The sequence below is a fragment of the Streptomyces sp. NPDC093586 genome, from assembly GCF_044764905.1.
Classification (GTDB): Bacteria; Actinomycetota; Actinomycetes; order Streptomycetales; family Streptomycetaceae; genus Streptomyces.
Genome location: NZ_JBIWJA010000013.1, coordinates 1 through 17,637, shown reverse-complemented (window position 1 = coordinate 17,637; position 17,637 = coordinate 1). Strand labels below are relative to the sequence as shown.

Annotated in this window: 16 protein-coding genes and 1 pseudogene; 9 read left to right on the top strand and 8 right to left on the bottom strand. The window is 71.1% G+C overall.

What is annotated here, in order from left to right; all coding sequences use genetic code 11:
- Positions 1-51: 51 nt before the first annotated feature.
- Together sufB and ACIRFH_RS15910 are read right to left on the bottom strand one after the other, a co-directional pair.
- Positions 52-1,473 carry a Fe-S cluster assembly protein SufB gene (gene sufB, locus ACIRFH_RS15915; protein WP_226030380.1) on the bottom strand — a complete coding sequence of 474 codons (1,422 nt, stop codon included), beginning with the start codon at positions 1,471-1,473 and terminating at the stop codon, positions 52-54.
- Positions 1,470-2,201, bottom strand: coding sequence for a helix-turn-helix transcriptional regulator (locus ACIRFH_RS15910; RefSeq protein WP_403520835.1), 732 nt, complete (start codon positions 2,199-2,201; stop codon positions 1,470-1,472). The genes sufB and ACIRFH_RS15910 overlap by 4 nt, the downstream gene beginning before the upstream one ends.
- A 160-nt stretch (positions 2,202-2,361) precedes the next feature.
- On the opposite strand from ACIRFH_RS15910, the gene ACIRFH_RS15905 reads away from it, so the two are divergent.
- From ACIRFH_RS15905 to ACIRFH_RS15890, 4 genes are all read left to right on the top strand, one after another.
- Positions 2,362-3,174 (top strand): aminoglycoside N(3)-acetyltransferase, encoded by an 813-nt coding sequence (locus ACIRFH_RS15905; RefSeq protein WP_403520833.1) that lies wholly within the window; start codon positions 2,362-2,364, stop codon positions 3,172-3,174.
- 31 nt (positions 3,175-3,205) lie between these two features.
- Complete coding sequence (locus ACIRFH_RS15900; RefSeq protein ID WP_403520831.1) at positions 3,206-4,129, top strand: ABC transporter ATP-binding protein; 924 nt, start codon at positions 3,206-3,208, stop codon at positions 4,127-4,129.
- Between the two features lie 88 nt (positions 4,130-4,217).
- Positions 4,218-4,991, top strand: a complete 774-nt coding sequence (locus ACIRFH_RS15895) for an ABC transporter permease (RefSeq protein WP_403520829.1) — start codon at positions 4,218-4,220, stop codon at positions 4,989-4,991.
- A gap of 60 nt (positions 4,992-5,051) precedes the next feature.
- On the top strand, positions 5,052-6,074 hold the full coding sequence (locus ACIRFH_RS15890) for a heme A synthase (protein ID WP_403521104.1): 1,023 nt from the start codon (positions 5,052-5,054) through the stop codon (positions 6,072-6,074).
- Here the strand turns inward: ACIRFH_RS15890 and ACIRFH_RS15885 are convergent.
- From ACIRFH_RS15885 to ACIRFH_RS15870, 4 genes are all read right to left on the bottom strand, one after another.
- Positions 6,029-6,766, bottom strand: coding sequence for a nucleotidyltransferase (locus ACIRFH_RS15885; protein WP_403520827.1), 738 nt, complete (start codon positions 6,764-6,766; stop codon positions 6,029-6,031). The genes ACIRFH_RS15890 and ACIRFH_RS15885 overlap by 46 nt on opposite strands.
- An 18-nt stretch (positions 6,767-6,784) precedes the next feature.
- On the bottom strand, positions 6,785-7,891 hold the full coding sequence (locus ACIRFH_RS15880; RefSeq protein WP_403520825.1) for an amidohydrolase family protein: 1,107 nt from the start codon (positions 7,889-7,891) through the stop codon (positions 6,785-6,787).
- 66 nt (positions 7,892-7,957) lie between these two features.
- Positions 7,958-8,290: a hypothetical protein gene (locus tag ACIRFH_RS15875; protein WP_403520823.1), complete on the bottom strand. Its 333-nt coding sequence runs from the start codon at positions 8,288-8,290 to the stop codon at positions 7,958-7,960.
- Positions 8,291-8,403: 113 nt separating this feature from the next.
- Entirely contained in the window at positions 8,404-9,357 is a 954-nt protein-coding gene (locus tag ACIRFH_RS15870) for a heme o synthase (protein ID WP_403520821.1), read from the bottom strand.
- 372 nt (positions 9,358-9,729) lie between these two features.
- On the opposite strand from ACIRFH_RS15870, the gene tkt reads away from it, so the two are divergent.
- From tkt to pgl, 5 genes are read left to right on the top strand one after another with little or no spacing between them, the layout of a single operon-like run.
- The gene (gene tkt, locus ACIRFH_RS15865; protein ID WP_403520819.1) at positions 9,730-11,817 is read left to right on the top strand and encodes a transketolase; all 2,088 of its coding nucleotides are present in this window, start codon (positions 9,730-9,732) and stop codon (positions 11,815-11,817) included.
- A 34-nt stretch (positions 11,818-11,851) separates the two neighbouring features.
- Positions 11,852-12,970: a transaldolase gene (gene tal / locus ACIRFH_RS15860; RefSeq protein ID WP_403520817.1), complete on the top strand. Its 1,119-nt coding sequence runs from the start codon at positions 11,852-11,854 to the stop codon at positions 12,968-12,970.
- 3 nt (positions 12,971-12,973) lie between these two features.
- Entirely contained in the window at positions 12,974-14,497 is a 1,524-nt protein-coding gene (gene zwf / locus ACIRFH_RS15855; protein WP_403520815.1) for a glucose-6-phosphate dehydrogenase, read from the top strand.
- Entirely contained in the window at positions 14,494-15,549 is a 1,056-nt protein-coding gene (opcA, locus tag ACIRFH_RS15850) for a glucose-6-phosphate dehydrogenase assembly protein OpcA (protein ID WP_403520813.1), read from the top strand. Before zwf ends, opcA begins: the two co-directional genes overlap by 4 nt.
- Positions 15,546-16,331: a 6-phosphogluconolactonase gene (pgl, locus tag ACIRFH_RS15845; RefSeq protein ID WP_403520811.1), complete on the top strand. Its 786-nt coding sequence runs from the start codon at positions 15,546-15,548 to the stop codon at positions 16,329-16,331. Before opcA ends, pgl begins: the two co-directional genes overlap by 4 nt.
- 98 nt (positions 16,332-16,429) lie before the next feature.
- Here the strand turns inward: pgl and ACIRFH_RS15840 are convergent, their stop codons facing one another.
- Together ACIRFH_RS15840 and ACIRFH_RS15835 are read right to left on the bottom strand one after the other, a co-directional pair.
- Positions 16,430-17,374, bottom strand: a complete 945-nt coding sequence (locus ACIRFH_RS15840; protein WP_403520809.1) for a hypothetical protein — start codon at positions 17,372-17,374, stop codon at positions 16,430-16,432.
- Positions 17,375-17,463: 89 nt separating this feature from the next.
- Positions 17,464-17,637 (bottom strand): annotated as a pseudogene (locus ACIRFH_RS15835) (glucose-6-phosphate isomerase); the annotation flags it as partial.

Below are 17,637 nucleotides of genomic sequence, written 5' to 3'. Positions count from 1 at the left end.
TCGTAGTGCTCGCTTTCCGTTGCGTAAGGGGCTTGCGGGACGGTGCGGGGGTCAGCCGACCGCACCTTCCATCTGCAGCTCGATCAGCCGGTTGAGCTCGAGGGCGTACTCCATCGGCAGCTCCTTGGCGATCGGCTCGACGAAGCCGCGCACGATCATCGCCATCGCCTCGAACTCGCTCAGCCCGCGGCTCATCAGGTAGAAGAGCTGGTCCTCGGAGACCTTGGAGACGGTCGCCTCGTGGCCCATGGACACGTCGTCCTCGCGGACGTCCACGTAGGGGTACGTGTCGGAGCGGGAGATCGTGTCGACGAGCAGCGCGTCGCACAGCACGTTCGACTTCGAGCCGTGGGCTCCCTCGCCGATCTCGACCAGACCGCGGTAGGAGGTGCGGCCGCCGCCGCGGGCGACGGACTTCGACACGATGTTGGACGAGGTGTTCGGCGCCATGTGGACCATCTTGGAACCGGCGTCCTGGTGCTGGCCCTCGCCCGCGAAGGCGATGGACAGGGTCTCGCCCTTGGCGTGCTCGCCCATCAGGTAGACGGCCGGGTACTTCATCGTCACCTTGGAGCCGATGTTGCCGTCGATCCACTCCATGGTCGCGCCCTCGTACGCCACGGCGCGCTTGGTGACCAGGTTGTAGACGTTGTTCGACCAGTTCTGGATGGTCGTGTAGCGGCAGCGGGCGTTCTTCTTGACGATGATCTCGACGACCGCGGAGTGCAGGGAGTCCGACTTGTAGATCGGGGCGGTGCAGCCCTCGACGTAGTGCACGTAGGCACCCTCGTCGACGATGATCAGGGTCCGCTCGAACTGGCCCATGTTCTCCGTGTTGATGCGGAAGTAGGCCTGCAGCGGGATCTCGACGTGCACGCCCGGCGGGACGTAGATGAAGGAGCCGCCGGACCACACCGCGCTGTTCAGCGACGCGAACTTGTTGTCACCGACCGGGATGACCGTGCCGAAGTACTCCTTGAAGAGCTCCGGGTGCTCCTTCAGCGCGGTGTCGGTGTCCAGGAAGATGACGCCCTGCTCCTCCAGGTCCTCGCGGATCTGGTGGTAGACGACCTCGGACTCGTACTGGGCCGCGACACCGGCGACGAGGCGCTGCTTCTCCGCCTCGGGGATGCCGAGCTTGTCGTACGTGTTCTTGATGTCCTCGGGCAGGTCCTCCCAGGACTCCGCCTGCTTCTCCGTGGAGCGCACGAAGTACTTGATGTTGTCGAAGTCGATGCCCGACAGGTCCGAGCCCCAGTTCGGCATGGGCTTCTTCTCGAAGAGGCGCAGGCCCTTGAGGCGGAGCTTGGTCATCCACTCCGGCTCGTTCTTCTTGGCGGAGATGTCCCGGACGACGTCCTCGTCGATGCCGCGCCTGGCGGAGGCGCCGGCCGTGTCGGAGTCGGCCCAGCCGTACTCGTACTTGCCCAGGCCCTCGAGCTCAGGGTGAGCAGTCTCCGTGGGGAGAGTCATGCGGGGTTCCTCCCGGCCGTGCTTGTGGATGCGTTGTCGGTGGTCTTGGAAGTCTTGGGGACGTACGTGGTGCAGACGCCGTCACCGTGCGCGATGGTCGCGAGCCGCTGCACATGCGTACCGAGCAGCTCGGCGAAGAATTCCGTCTCCGCCTCGCACAGCTGCGGGAACTGCTCGGCGACGTGGGCGACCGGGCAGTGGTGCTGGCAGAGCTGCTCGCCCTGCTGGGGCCGGGGCGCGCTGCGCGCGGTAGCAGCGTACCCGTCCGCGCTCAGGGCCTTGGCCAGGGCTTGCGTCCGCTGCTCGGGGGCGACGCCCTCGAGCGCCTTGCGGTACGCGCCCGCCTGGGCGGCGATCCGGGCGCGGGCGAAGGCGGCGATCGCCTGCTCCCCGCCCTCCTGCTCGGCGATCCAGCGCAGAGCGTCCGCGGCGAGCTTGTCGTACGACTGGTCGAAGGCGTCGCGGCCGCAGTCGGTGAGCGCGAAGACCTTGGCCGGGCGCCCGCGCGTGCGCGTACCGTAGACCCGCTGTTCACGGGCTTCGACCACGTCGTCGGCGACCAGGGCGTCGAGGTGGCGCCGGACGGCGGCCTGGGTCAGGCCCAGGCGCCCGGCGAGCTCGGCGACGGTCGACGGCCCGTGGTCCAGGATGGAGCGCGCGACACGGTTACGGGTGGACCGCTCACCGGTCGCGAGTTCCTCCTGCGGAGCCTCGCCAACGTTTTTCACAACGCCATTGTTGCGTAATTCCTCAAGGGTGGGCAAGCCGCGTCCGGACGGCCGGAAGGTGCCCTGCGTCACTTAGGTATACCTAATGTGACCTGCGAAAACGATCTTTGATCGATCAAAACGGTGGCGCCCGGGGCGAGCTTCGGCAAGACTCGCCCGCATGCCCGCACCCGCTCCGACCGGCCCGCTCGTCACCCGCGGCACCATCGCCGCCGGACTGCGCGAGCTGGGCGTACGGACCGACGACGTCCTCCTCGTGCACTCCTCCCTCAGCTCGCTCGGCTGGGTCTGCGGAGGGCCCGTCGCGGTCGTCCAGGGACTCCTCGACGCCCTCGGCCCGGACGGCACCCTGGTCGTCCCCACCCAGACCGGAGACCTCTCCGACCCGGCCCTGTGGGGCAACCCGCCGGTGCCCGAGGAGTGGTGGGACACCGTCCGCGCCGCGATGCCCGCCTACGACCCGCTGATCACGCCCTCGCGCGGGGTCGGCGTGATCCCCGAGACCGTGCGCACCTGGCCGGGCGCCGTGCGCAGCGCGCACCCGCAGACGTCCTTCGCGGCCCTCGGCCCGCGCGCCGCCGAGGTGGTCGCAGGACACGCCACCGACTGCCGGCTGGGCGAGCGCAGCCCCCTGGCGACCCTGGAGCGGCTGGGCGCGCGGACGCTCCTGCTGGGGGCGGGCTACGGCGCCTGCACCGCCTTCCACCTCGCCGAGTACCGGATCCCCTCCCCGCTGGTCGAGGTGGGCCGGCCGGGACCGGTGGGCTGGGAGCGCGTGACCGAGGTCTCGATCACCTCGGACCGGTTCGACGAGCTGGGCCACGACTTCGAACGGGACCGGCCCGTCGTCCGCGGCAAGGTCGGCGCGGCCGACGTACGGCTGTTCCCGCTGGCGGACGCGGTCGCCTACGCCGAGCGGTGGCTGCCGCTGCACCGTCCCCGTGCGGAGGACATCGAGCACCCCCGCGCCTGAGCCCCCGCCGGCGTACCTAGACTCGTGACCCATGCGAAGCGAGCCCGTGGTCCAGGTCCAGGCCCTGGTGAAGCGGTACGGCACGAAGACCGCGGTGGACGGCCTCGACCTGGTGGCCCGGGCGGGTGTCACCGCCGTACTCGGCCCCAACGGGGCCGGCAAGACGACCACCGTCGAGACCTGTGAGGGATACCGCAGGCCGGACTCCGGCACCGTGCGTGTCCTGGGCCTGGACCCGGTGCGCCAGGGCCCCGAGCTGCGTCCCCGGATCGGCGTGATGCTCCAGTCCGGCGGCGTCTACTCCGGCGCCCGCGCGGACGAGATGCTGCGCCACGTCGCCCGGCTGCACGCCCACCCCCTGGACGTCGACGCCCTGATCGAGCGGCTGGGGCTGGACTCGTGCGGGCGGACGCCGTACCGCAGGCTCTCCGGAGGCCAGCAGCAGCGGCTCGCCCTCGCGATGGCCGTGGTCGGCCGCCCCGAGCTGGTGTTCCTGGACGAGCCGACCGCGGGCCTGGACCCGCAGGCCCGCCGCGCCACCTGGGACCTCGTACGGGATCTGCGCGGCGACGGCGTCTCCGTGATCCTCACCACGCACTACATGGACGAGGCCGAGCAGCTGGCCGACGACGTCGCGATCATCGACGCCGGCCGGGTCGTCGCCCAGGGCTCGCCCGAGGAGCTGTGCCGCGGCGGCGCCGAGAACACGCTGCGCTTCACCGGCCGGCCCGGGCTCGACGTGGCCTCGCTGCTCAAGGCCCTCCCCGCGGACTCCTCGGCCGCCGAGCTGACACCGGGCTCCTACCGCGTCACGGGCAAGGTCGACCCGCAGCTGCTGGCCACGGTGACCTCCTGGTGCGCCCAGCACGGGGTGATGCCGGACCGCGTCTCGGTGGAACGGCACACCCTGGAGGACGTCTTTCTGGAGCTCACGGGCAAGGAGTTGCGCGCATGATCCGTACCAGGACAGAGGATGGCCGGGGGTCCGGGGGTCGCCCCCCGGGAAGGCACAGCCTGGAGCTCACGGGCAAGGAACTGCGCGCATGACGACAACCACCGGCACCTACACCCCCCGGCCCGGCGCCGCGCCGCTCGGCCGCATGATCGCGACGCAGGCCGCACTCGAGACGAAGATGCTGCTGCGCAACGGCGAACAGCTGCTGCTGACGGTGATCATCCCGACGCTGCTGCTGGTGCTGTTCAGCTCGGTCGACATCGTCGACACCGGCGAGGGCGAGGCCGTGGACTTCCTCGCCCCCGGCGTCCTGGCGCTGGCCGTGCTGTCGACGGCGTTCACCGGGCAGGCCATCGCCACCGGCTTCGAGCGCCGCTACGGGGTGCTGAAGCGGCTCGCCGCCTCGCCGCTGCCGCGCTGGGCCCTGATGACCGCCAAGACGGTGTCCGTGCTGGTCACCGAGGTGCTCCAGGTGGTCCTGCTGACCGCGATCGCCTTCGCGCTGGGCTGGTCGCCGCACGGCAACCCGTTCTCCGTGCTGCTCCTCATGGTGCTCGGCACGGCGGCCTTCTCCGGGCTCGGACTGCTCATGGCGGGCACGCTCAAGGCGGAGGCGACGCTCGCCGCCGCCAACCTGGTCTTCCTGCTGCTGCTGGTGGGCGGCGGGGTGATCGTGCCGCTGGACAAGTTCCCGGACGCGGCGCGGGACGTGCTCGGCCTGCTGCCGGTCTCCGCCCTGTCCGACGGGCTGCGGGACGTGCTGCAGCACGGGGCCGGGATGCCGTGGGGCGACCTCGCGATCCTCGCCGTGTGGGCGGTCGTGGGGCTCGCGGCCGCCGGGAGGTTCTTCCGGTGGGAGTAGCCGCGAGGAGGACGCGCGATGAGCGACCCTCGTGAACGCGTGCACAAGCGGCCGCCTACGATGGACGGCGTGCCAAACGTGACCCGCGCCGACGCCGCAGCCGCGGTGCGCAACCCGCTCGCCTTCATCGCCGCGCGCTGGACCCCGGAACCCCGGACGGTCCGGCTGGCGGCCCTCGCACCCGTCGTCATGTCGGTGATCATCGTGATCACCGGTGGTGCCGTCCGGCTCACCGGGTCGGGACTGGGCTGCCCGACCTGGCCCAAGTGCACCGACGACTCGCTGACCACCACGAGCGAGATGGGCTTCCACGGCGTCATCGAGTTCGGCAACCGCATGCTGACGTACGTACTGTGCGCCGCGGTCGGCTGGGCGATCATCGCCGCGCGGTCGCAGAAGCCGTACCGGCGCAGCCTCACCCGGCTGGGATGGGCGCAGTTCTGGGTCGTGATGAGCAACGCCGTCCTCGGCGGGATCGTCGTGCTCGTCGGTCTCAACCCGTACACCGTCGCGGCCCACTTCGTCGCCACGACAGCACTGATCACCCTGGCCACGGTGATGTGGCAGCGCACCCGGGAGGGCGACGCGGCACCGCGCCCCCTGGTCGGCAAGGCCGTCCAGCAGTTGGTGTGGGTGCTGATCGCCGTTTCGGGGCTGCTCGTCCTGGTCGGCACGGTGGTCACCGGTGCCGGTCCGCACGCGGGCGACTCCAGCGACGTCCCGCGGATGCCGGTCGACTGGGAGACGGTCACCAAGGGGCACGCCGTGCTGGCGTGGATCGTGGTGACGCTGACGTTCGCGCTGTGGTTCGTGCTGAAGGCGGTCGACGCGCCCAAGGGGCCGCTGGCCCGCACCCGCGACCTGTTCCTGATCCTGCTCGCCCAGGGCGTCATCGGCTACGTGCAGTACTTCACCGACCTCCCCGAGGTCCTGGTCGCCCTGCACATGTTCGGCTCGTGCCTGGTGTGGATCGGGGTGCTGCGGGTGCTGCTGTCGCTGCGGGAGCGGCCCGAGGAGACGGCGGCCGAGCCGCCCGTTCAGGTGTACGACGCCACCAGCGTGTCGATGGCCGGCCCCAAGTAGTCCCGGGTCAGCTCGCCGCGGCGGGCGGTCCACTCCCCGGTGGGCGGCGCGGGAGTCCCGTAACGTCGCCGCGCGATGTCCTCGACGACCTCGCCGGGCGCGCCGAGGCCGGGCAGTTCCGCCAGGGCCTGCCGCTTGGTGATCAGACGGCCGTCCCGCAGGGTGACGGTGGCGCGGGCGTGGGTGAGCAGGCCCAGGTCGACCCAGACGTCCTGCCGCCACAGCTCCGCCTTGCGCAGGGCCGGCCGCCAGAAGTCCCGCTGGTCCCGGACGACGTACGCGGCCAGTTCCGCGTCCGGCACCGGCGGCAGCAGGCGGCCCGGCGGCTCGCCGTGCAGGACGCGCCCGAAGCCGTGCAGTTCCCGCCGGGTGACCGGAGTGACGGTCCGTTTGAAGAGCTGCCGGTGGGCCCAGGTCAGATGCCGTCGTCCGGGGTCGGCGGCCGTGTCGGGCGTCAGGTAGGTGCAGTGCAGCTGCCCGGCGAGGGGTTCGGCGCGCAGGCGGGCGTGGAGCAGTCCCAGCCGCCAGGTCGTCCGGGGCGTCACCGGGCCGTCCAGCACCGCGATCAGGTCGAGGTCGCTGCGGCCCTCCTGGTAGTCGCCGCCCGCCAGTGAGCCGTGGGCCCACACGGCGACGGGGGCGAGGGGTGTCAGGCCGGTGAGGAAGCGGTCGAGCAGGGCGTCGGTCGGCATCGGCCCAGTCTCTCCGGTTCAGTCCAGGCCGTACACCCGGCGCGCGTTGCCCGACGCGATCATGCCCGCCACCCGCTGCGCGTCCGCCCGCGCCCACGCCCCCTCGGCCACCCAGGTGCCGAGCACCCGGTCGAGGGCCTCGCGGAACAGACGGGCGCCCACGACGTGCAGCTCGGGCAGTCCCCGGGCGCCGCTGGAGAACAGGATCTTGCCGAAGGGAGCCAGCTCCAGGACCTCCGCGAGCACGGTCGCGGCGCGGGCGCCGGTGCGCACCAGGGCGGCGCCCGAGTCGGCGTAGACGTGCGGGAAGACGCCGGCGAGGTGGGCGGCGTGGCGGTGGTACGGGTAGCCGTGCAGCAGGACCAGGTCGGTGCCGAGGCCGGCGGTGGCCCGCACGAAGCCGGTCAGCGGCGCGGGGTCGGTGCGGTCGACGCGCGGGCCCGGTCCGCCGAGCCCCGCGTGCAGCTGGAGCGGCAGCCCGGAGGCGACGGCGGTCCACAGCAGGTGACGCAGCAGGACGGGGTCGCTCAGCTCACCGCCGACCTCGCGCCCGGCCAGCCAGCGGGCGGCGGCGCCGCGCACCTCTCCGGGCCCCGGCGGCCGAGGGGCGAACGCCAGCGCGTGCCGCACACCGGCGACGGAGGTGAAGGCGACCGCGTGCGCGGCGGCGCCGTGCACGGCCTCGGCGAGGTTGGCGAGGAAGGACGCGACGGTGCCGGAGGTGTCGGCGACCTGCTCGGCCAGCAGCTCCAGCCGCACGATCTCGTGGGCGTCGGCGTCCGCCGCGCCGGCCATCTCGGCCGGGCCGGTCAGATCGCCGGGCAGTCCGGCGTCGACCAGGTAGGTGGTGATGCCGCTGCCGCGCAGCAGCCTGCGGTCCGCCTCCAGGACGCCGAGTTCGCGGCGCCGGGCGAGGTAGCGGGCGGGTGCGCAGTGGGGTTCCAGGCCGAGCAGGGGCGGGCACCAGCGGCGCACCGCGAAGCCGGTCTGGGTGTCGAAGAGGGTGGTGCCCGGTGCGGGCGGTCCCTCGGTGCGGACCAGCTGGGCCTCGAAGGTGCCGAGGCCCAGCTCCGTTCTCAGCACGCCGTGGCAGTACTGGTCCACCAGGGACGGCGTTTCGATCATCCGGACTCCCCGCGTCGGGACCGTGCGCCTCACGGCTTCCTACGGGTCCTAACGGGGGAACCGGCGTCAGGTGTTGCTCGGCCCGCCCACCTGGATGCCCGCCATGCGCGACCACTCGTACGGGCCGGTCGTGACCTTGGCCGCGAACTCGCCGTCGAAGTCCTCGTGGACGGTGATCCCGGACTTCTCCACGGCCTTCTTCGCGATCTCGTAGGAGGGGGCGACCAGGTCGCCCCAGCCGCCGTCCTCGCCGACGAGGACGATGCGGGCGCCGCGCTCGCCGATGTAGGCCACCTGGCCCTCGGCTCCGCCGTGCGCCTGGGAGAAGGAGCCGATCCGCCGGGCCAGCCGGGTCACCTGGCGCTCGGCCTTCGCGTCAACCTGCTGCGTGTCTGCCATGCCCAGGATGCTACCGACGGGTAGATCAAACGGCGACGGGCGGGGTGCGTGGCCTTGACCACGCACCCCGCCCGTCGGACGGCCGTCGGCTCAGGAAGCCCGACTCGAAAAGCTCAGCGCAGGAAGGGGTCCACCGCGATGGCCAGGAACAGCACCGACACGTAGGTGATGGACCAGTGGAACAGCCGCATCTCCTTGAGCTTGACGCCCGTGACCTCGGCCTTGGCCCGGTTCTGCAGCCCGTGGGCCTCCCACAGCCACATGCCGCCGGCCGCGACGGCGACCGCCGTGTAGAACCAGCCGGTGTAGCCCAGCGGCGTCAGCAGCAACGACACCGCGACCATCACCCAGCTGTAGATCACGATCTGCCGGGCGACGACCTTGTTGGAGGCGATGACCGGGAGCATCGGCACGCCCACGCGCGCGTAGTCCTCCTTGACCTTCATGGACAGCGGCCAGTAGTGCGGCGGCGTCCAGAAGAACATCACCCCGAAGAGGATGATCGGCGCCCAGGACATCGAGTTGGTCACGGCGGACCAGCCGATCAGCACCGGCAGACAGCCGGCGATGCCGCCCCAGACGATGTTCTGCGAGGTGCGGCGCTTGAGGATCATCGTGTAGACGACGACGTAGAAGAGGAGCGCGCCCAGCGACAGCCACGCCGACAGCCAGTTGACGGTGAGACCGAACAGCAGCGTCGAGACCACCGCGAGGGTGATGCCGAAGGCGAGGCACTCGCGCGGACTGACCATGCCGGTGACCAGCGGGCGCTGCGAGGTGCGGTCCATCAGCGCGTCGATGTCGCGGTCGATGTACATGTTCAGCGCGTTGGCGCCGCCCGCGGACAGGTAACCGCCGACGCAGGTGAGCAGCACCAGCCGCAGGTTCGGCACACCCTGCTCGGCCAGGAACATCACCGGCACGGTGGTGATCAGCAGAAGCTCGATGATCCGCGGCTTGGTCAGTGCCACGAACGCCTTGACACGGGCCCCGAACGGCCGGTGACTCGGGCCCTGGCTCGTCCCGATTACCCCCGCAGGACGGGATTCAACGGCCGTCACGCACACCCCTGACAGAGACTCCCAGCGAGCCTGTCCCGTGAAGTGGCGGTAAAGGCTCGCGCGTACCACGCCACTTTAGACGTTGCCCGGACTCCGGCATTCGCGGGGGTCCGTTCGTGTTGCGGAGGGCGCTCCGACGTGCATACGGAGAGTCGTTCGAGCGGTCAGATGAGCGGCCGCGCATTCACTTGCCGAATGCGGTTTCGCCCAGTCGACAGGCGGATCCGCGAGACTCCCGGCAGTCTGGTTTCCAGCGGAAAAACGCACGTACTTACGGGGGTAGGCTCGACAATGGCCGGCCGACGCACGAATGCGCCGGCAGCCGGTGGGCGCCACGTGCACCGGCATCCGACATGTGGAGAGGAGCCCTGACTCAGGGTGAGCACCAAGCCGACCACCACAGACCTCGAGTGGACCGAACTGGACCAGCGGGCCGTGGACACCGCCCGCGTCCTGGCCGCCGACGCCGTACAGAAGGTTGGCAACGGCCATCCGGGTACGGCGATGAGCCTGGCGCCCGCCGCCTACACCCTCTTCCAGAAGGTGATGCGGCACGACCCGGCCGACGCGAACTGGGTCGGACGCGACCGTTTCGTGCTGTCCGCGGGCCACTCGTCCCTGACCCTCTACACCCAGCTGTACCTGGCCGGCTTCGGCCTGGAGCTGGACGACCTGAAGTCCTTCCGGACGTGGGGATCCAAGACCCCGGGTCACCCCGAGTACGGCCACACCACGGGCGTGGAGACGACGACCGGTCCGCTGGGCCAGGGTGTCGCCAACGCGGTGGGCATGGCCATGGCCGCCCGCTACGAGCGCGGCCTGTTCGACCCGGAGGCCGCCGCGGGCGAGTCCCCGTTCGACCACTTCGTCTACTGCATCGCCGGTGACGGCTGCCTCCAGGAGGGCATCTCCGCCGAGGCGTCCTCCCTCGCGGGCCACCAGAAGCTCGGCAACCTGATCCTGCTGTGGGACGACAACCACATCTCGATCGAGGGCGACACCGAGACGGCCGTCTCCGAGGACACCGTCAAGCGCTACGAGGCCTACGGCTGGCACGTGCAGCGCGTCGACCCGAAGTCCGACGGCGACCTGGACCCGAACGCCCTCTACGAGGCGATCGAGGCGGCGAAGAAGGTCACCGACCGGCCGTCCTTCATCGCGATGCGCTCGATCATCGCCTGGCCCGCGCCGAACGCGCAGAACACCGAGGCCGCGCACGGCTCGGCGCTCGGCGACGACGAGGTCGCGGCCACCAAGCGCGTCCTGGGCTTCGACCCGGAGAAGACCTTCGAGGTCTCCGACGAGGTCATCGGCCACACCCGCAAGGCCCTGGAGCGCGGCGAGGCCGCCCGCGCGGTGTGGGAGAAGTCCTACCAGCAGTGGCGGGACAACAACCCCGAGCGCGCCGCCGAGTACGACCGTATCGCCAAGGGCGAGCTTCCCAAGGGCTGGGAGGAGAAGATCCCGGTCTTCGAGACCGGCAAGGGTGTGGCCACACGTGCCGCGTCCGGCAAGGTCCTCCAGGCGCTCGGTGCGGTGATCCCCGAGCTGTGGGGCGGCTCCGCCGACCTGGCCGGCTCGAACAACACCACGATCGACAAGACGTCGTCCTTCCTGCCGGCGGGCAACCCGCTGCCCGAGGCGGACCCGTACGGCCGAACGATCCACTTCGGCATCCGCGAGCACGCGATGGCCGCGGAGATGAACGGCATCGCGCTGCACGGCAACACCCGCATCTACGGCGGCACCTTCCTGGTGTTCTCCGACTACATGCGCAACGCCGTGCGCCTGTCCGCGCTGATGCACCTGCCGGTGACCTACGTGTGGACGCACGACTCCATCGGCCTGGGCGAGGACGGCCCGACCCACCAGCCCGTCGAGCACCTGGCCGCGCTGCGCGCCATCCCGGGCCTGAACATCGTGCGCCCGGCCGACGCCAACGAGACCGCCATCGCCTGGCGCGAGATCCTGCGCCGCTGGACGAAGGAGTTCGGCAAGGGCCAGCCGCACGGTCTGGCGCTCACCCGCCAGGGCGTGCCGACGTACGAGGCCAACGACGACGCGGCCAAGGGCGGCTACGTGCTGTTCGAGGCGGACGGCGGCGAGCCCGAGGTCATCCTGATCGCCACCGGCTCCGAGGTGCACGTGGCGGTGGAGGCCCGTGAGGCGCTCCAGGCCGACGGTGTGCCGACCCGCGTGGTGTCGATGCCGTCCGTCGAGTGGTTCGAGCAGCAGGACCAGGGGTACCGGGACAGCGTCCTGCCCCCGTCCGTGAAGGCCCGTGTCGCGGTCGAGGCCGGGATCGGTCTCACCTGGCACAAGTACGTCGGGGACGCCGGCCGCATCGTTTCCCTGGAGCACTTCGGTGCTTCGGCCGACGGCAAGCTGCTCTTCCAGGAGTTCGGCTTCACTGCCGAGAACGTGGCCGCCAAGGCGAGGGAATCGATCGCCGCCGCCCAGCGCTGACGCTCGTATACGACACGTAGGAGATGCATTTTCCATGACAGACGCACTCAAGCGCCTCTCCGATGAAGGCGTCGCGATCTGGCTGGACGACCTGTCGCGCAAGCGGATCACGTCCGGCAACCTCGCCGAGCTGATCGACCAGCAGCACGTCGTGGGCGTCACCACCAACCCGTCGATCTTCCAGAAGGCGATCTCCGAGGGCCACGGCTACGACCAGCAGCTCTCCGACCTCGCCGCCCGCCGGGTGACCGTCGAAGAGGCCATCCGCATGATCACCACGGCGGACGTCCGCGACGCCGCCGACATCCTGCGCCCCGTCTTCGACGCCACCGGCGGCAAGGACGGCCGGGTCTCCATCGAGGTCGACCCGCGCCTCGCGCACAACACCAAGGCGACGGTCGCCGAGGCCAAGCAGCTCGCCTGGCTGGTGGACCGGCCCAACACGCTGATCAAGATCCCGGCGACCGAGGCCGGCATCCCGGCGATCGCCGAGACCATCGGCCTGGGCATCAGCGTCAACGTCACGCTGATCTTCTCGCTGGAGCGCTACCGCAAGGTCATGGACGCCTTCCTGACCGGCCTGGAGAAGGCCAAGGAGCGCGGCCTGGACCTGTCGCAGATCCACTCCGTGGCGTCCTTCTTCGTGTCCCGCGTGGACACCGAGATCGACAAGCGGATCGACGCGCTGGGCACCGACGAGGCCAAGGCGCTGCGCGGCAAGGCCGCCGTCGCCAACGCCCGTCTGGCCTACCAGGCGTACGAGGAGGTCTTCTCCTCCGACCGCTGGAACGCCCTGGAGAAGGCCGGCGCCAACAAGCAGCGTCCGCTGTGGGCGTCGACCGGCGTCAAGGACAAGGCGTACGACGACACCATGTACGTCACCGACCTGGTCGCGCCCAACACGGTGAACACCATGCCGGAGGCGACGCTCTTCGCCACCGAGGACCACGGCGAGATCACCGGCAACACCGTCGCCGGCACCTACGAGCAGGCCCGTGCCGACCTCGACGCGGTCGAGAAGCTCGGGATCTCCTACGACGAGGTGGTCCAGCTCCTGGAGGACGAGGGCGTCGAGAAGTTCGAGGCGGCCTGGAACGACCTGCTGAAGTCGACGGAGGCGGAGCTCAAGCGCCTCGCTCCCTCGGAGGGCTAGGAATTGTCAAGCAGCAACCCGCTGCGTGACCCCGCAGACCGACGGCTCCCGCGTATCGCGGGGCCGTCGGGTCTGGTCATTTTCGGCGTCACCGGTGATCTGTCCCGCAAGAAGCTGATGCCGGCCGTGTACGACCTCGCCAACCGGGGTCTGCTGCCGCCGGGCTTCTCGCTCGTCGGGTTCGCCCGCCGCGACTGGGAGCACGAGGACTTCGCCCAGGTCGTGCACGACGCCGTCAAGGAGCACTCCCGCACCCCGTTCCGCGAGGAGGTCTGGCAGCAGCTCATCCAGGGGATGCGCTTCGTCCAGGGCACCTTCGACGACGACGAGGCGTTCGAGCGGCTGCGCGCCACCATCGAGGAGCTGGACAAGGCGCAGGGCACGGGCGGCAACTTCGCCTTCTACCTCTCGGTGCCGCCGAAGTCCTTCCCGGTGGTCATCCAGCAGCTGAAGAAGCACCGGCTGGCCGACCAGACGGGCGGCTCCTGGCGCCGCGCGGTCATCGAGAAGCCCTTCGGGCACGACCTGAGGTCGGCCGAGGAGCTCAACGCGATCGTCCACGAGGTCTTCGCCCCGGACCAGGTCTTCCGCATCGACCACTACCTGGGCAAGGAGACCGTCCAGAACATCCTGGCGCTGCGCTTCGCCAACACGATGTTCGAGCCGATCTGGAACCGGTCCTACGTCGACCACGTGCAGATCACCATGGCCGAGGACATCGGGATCGGCGGCCGGGCCGGCTACTACGACGGCATCGGCGCCGCCCGCGACGTCATCCAGAACCACCTGCTCCAGCTGCTCGCCCTGACCGCGATGGAGGAGCCCGCCTCCTTCGACGCGGACGCGCTGGCGGCGGAGAAGACCAAGGTGCTCGGCGCGGTCCGCCTCCCCAGGGACCTGGGCCGGGACACCGTGCGCGGCCAGTACGCGGCCGGCTGGCAGGGCGGGGCGAAGGCCGTCGGCTATCTGGAGGAAGAGGGCATCGACCCCGCGTCGAAGACCGACACCTACGCCGCGATCAAGGTCGGGATCGACAACCGCCGCTGGGCGGGCGTCCCCTTCTACCTGCGCACCGGCAAGCGCCTGGGGCGCCGGGTCACCGAGATCGCCGTGGTCTTCCAGCGGGCCCCGCACTCCCCCTTCGACACGACGGCCACCGAGGAGCTGGGCCAGAACGCGATCGTCATCCGCGTCCAGCCCGACGAGGGCGTCACCGTCCGCTTCGGCTCCAAGGTGCCGGGCACGTCGATGGAGATCCGGGACGTGTCCATGGACTTCGCCTACGGCGAGTCCTTCACGGAGTCCAGCCCGGAGGCGTACGAACGCCTGATCCTGGACGTGCTGCTGGGCGATGCCAACCTCTTCCCGCGCACGGAGGAGGTCGAGCTGTCCTGGAAGATCCTCGACCCGATCGAGCAGTACTGGGACCAGCACGGCACGCCCGCGCAGTACCCGTCCGGTACGTGGGGGCCCGTCGAGGCGGACGAGATGCTGGAGCGAGACGGACGGAGCTGGCGCCGGCCATGAAGACAGACCTCACGGACACCACGTCCAGCAAGATCAACAAGGCGTTGGTGCTGGGCCGCCGTGCGATCGGCACACCGGCCGTCGGCATGGTGCTCACGCTGGTCATCGTCACCGACGAGGAGAACGCCTACGACGCGCTGAAGGCCGCGAGCGACGCCGCGCACGAGCACCCCTCGCGCACGCTCGTCGTCATCAAGCGCGTCTCGCGTTCGCCCCGGGACCGCACCCGGTCCCGGCTGGACGCCGAGGTCCGCCTCGGCGCCGACGCGGGCACCGGCGAGACGGTGGTGCTGCGGCTGTACGGCGACGTCGCCGACCACGCCCAGTCGGTCGTCCTGCCGCTGCTGCTGCCGGACGCGCCGGTCGTGGTGTGGTGGCCGGTGAACGCGCCGCTGGACCCGGCCGGGGACCCGCTGGGCGCGCTGGCCCAGCGCCGGGTCACCGACACCTACGCCTGCGAGGCCCCGGTACGGGAGCTGGCGGCCCGCGCCGACGCCTACCGCCCGGGCGACACCGACCTGTCCTGGACCCGCATCACCCCGTGGCGGTCGATGCTCGCGGCGGCCCTGGACCAGGTCGACTGCCGGGTGCAGGGCGTCGAGGTGGAGGGCGAGGGGGACAACCCGAGCTGCGAGCTGCTGGCGATGTGGCTCGCGGACCGGCTGCACGTCCCGGTGCGGCGCACCACGTCGGGCGGTCCGGGCCTGACCGCGGTCCGGATGGACACCGACTGCGGTCCGGTCGTCCTGGACCGGGCCGACGGCTCGCTCGCGACGTTGTCGATCCCGGGGCAGCCGGCCCGTGCGGTGGCGCTCAAGCGCCGCGAGACGGCCGAACTGATCGCGGAGGAGCTGCGGCGCCTCGACCCGGACGACACGTACGCCTCGGCGCTGCGCTTCGGCGTGGACCGGCTGAACGCGACGGCCCCGTCCGACGGGAAAGCGGGCGAAGGGCCCGTCGCGGTCCCCGCTCCCGTCGAGACGGCCGCGAAAGCACCCGCGAAGGACGCGGCGCGGGAGAAGACACCGGTCAGGAAGGCGGCGGCGAAGTGACTGACACCCCCCAGCTGGTGGTGCACCGGGACAAGGAGCTGATGGCCGAGGCCGCGGCGGCCCGGCTGATCACGAAGATCGTGGACGCCCAGTCCTCCCGGGGTTCGGCGTCCGTGGTGCTGACCGGCGGCCGCAACGGCAACGGCCTGCTGGCCGCGCTGGCGGCGTCCCCGGCCCGGGACGCGATCGACTGGTCGCGTCTCGACCTGTGGTGGGGCGACGAGCGCTTCCTGCCGGAGGGCGACCCGGAGCGCAACGTCACGCAGGCCCGCGAGGCCCTGCTGGACGCGGTGCCGCTGGATCCGGAGCGGGTGCACGCGATGCCGGCCTCGGACGGCCCGTACGGCACCGACGTGGAGGCCGCCGCGGCGGCGTACGCGCAGGAGCTGGCGAAGGCCGCCGCGCCGGAGAACCACGCGGCGGTGCCGTCCTTCGACGTCCTGCTGCTCGGCGTCGGCCCGGACACGCACGTGGCCTCGCTGTTCCCGGAGCATCCGGGAGTGCGGGAGACGGAGCGCACGGTGATCGGCGTCCACGGCTCCCCGAAGCCGCCGCCCATCCGTGTGTCCCTGACCCTGCCCGCGATCCGCACCGCCCGTGAGGTGTGGCTGCTCGCGGCGGGCGAGGACAAGGCGAACGCCGTGGCGATGGCCCTGTCGGGCGCCGGTGAGATCCAGGCCCCGGCGGCCGGGGCGCGGGGACGTGCCCGCACCCTGTGGCTGCTGGACTCGGCGGCGGCCTCGCAGCTGCCGCGGACGATGTACCCGCCGGCCTCGGCGTAGCCGCTCCTCGCACACCGGAACGCCGGGTCCCGCATCGATGGGACCCGGCGTTCTCGTGTGCGGTGGTTGTCGTTCCCGCGGCAGGTCCCGACGCGGCGTCAGGACCCGTACGGGCCCGGGGAGTAGGGGTTGCCGTTCGGGTGCGGCGCGTACGGCGGCTGTGGCGGCGGCGCGTAGGGGTTCGGCGGTCCGGGGGCGTAGGGCCGGCCGGCTCCCGGAGACGGGTACGGAGGCGCGAAGGGGTTCCCCTGCGGCGGTACGTGCGGCAGCCCGGTCCGCGGGAGGTGTCCGGGGACCGGCGGGAGAGTCGCCGGGTGGGCCTTCAGCCGGATGCCGTAACGCCGCTTGAGCCGGCCCGTCTCCAGCAGTGCGATCGCGGTGACCGTCACGGGCGCGCCGAGGATGAAGACGATGCCCAGGGTGAGGCTGAGCCCGTGCAGGTCGCCGGTGACGAGGTCCGGGATGGCCATCAGCCAGCTCGTCACGGTGGCCAGCAGCGCCGGGAGGCAGCGGTGGACGGCGGCGGTGCCGAAGAAGTTCCCGGAGACCCTGATGGCTCCCCAGATCACGAAACCGGTCATCCACAGCATCGTCATGCCGCCGACGATGATCACCAACGGGTTGGCCGAGACATTGATCATGGTGACGAGCGTGACCAGGGCGGCGACACAGCCCACGAACAGCAGCAGCAGCTTGAGCGCGTCGAACAGCGGCCCCCGCAACTGCCCGACGGTGCCGGTGCGCCGCCAGACGAAGAGCATCACGCCGACCGTCAGCGGGGTGATGAACAGCAGGACGACGGAGGCCGTCAACGCGTTCTCCAGCAGCTGAGTGACGCTGAAGCCGCCCTCGAACATGGTGTAGACGCCGAGCGAGGCGACCGCGCCCGCGATGACCCGGAAGCGTTTGAGCTGCTCGATCGAGGGATCGACCGAGGGCGGGATCCACGCGGGGTGGAACACGGCGGTCGCCGCCTGCTTGGGATTGAGGAGGGACCGGGGTGTGAGTCTGCCACCCGTCCAACTTCCGCGCGTCCGTGCCATCTTGCTCCCCCGAGCACTCGCCGTGATGATCGCCGGGGGATTCTACGGCAAGCGGACGGGGTGCCGCCGCCCGCTTGTCCGCTCCGGACTCACCGCCGGCCGCGCAGCTCCCGGTAGGCGCCGACCAGCGCCTTGGTGGAGGCGTCCAGGCCGGGGACCTCGGCACCGTCGGTGAGGGCGGGTTCGACGCGCTTGGCGAGGACCTTGCCGAGCTCGACGCCCCACTGGTCGAAGGAGTCGATGTCCCACACCGCGCCCTGCAC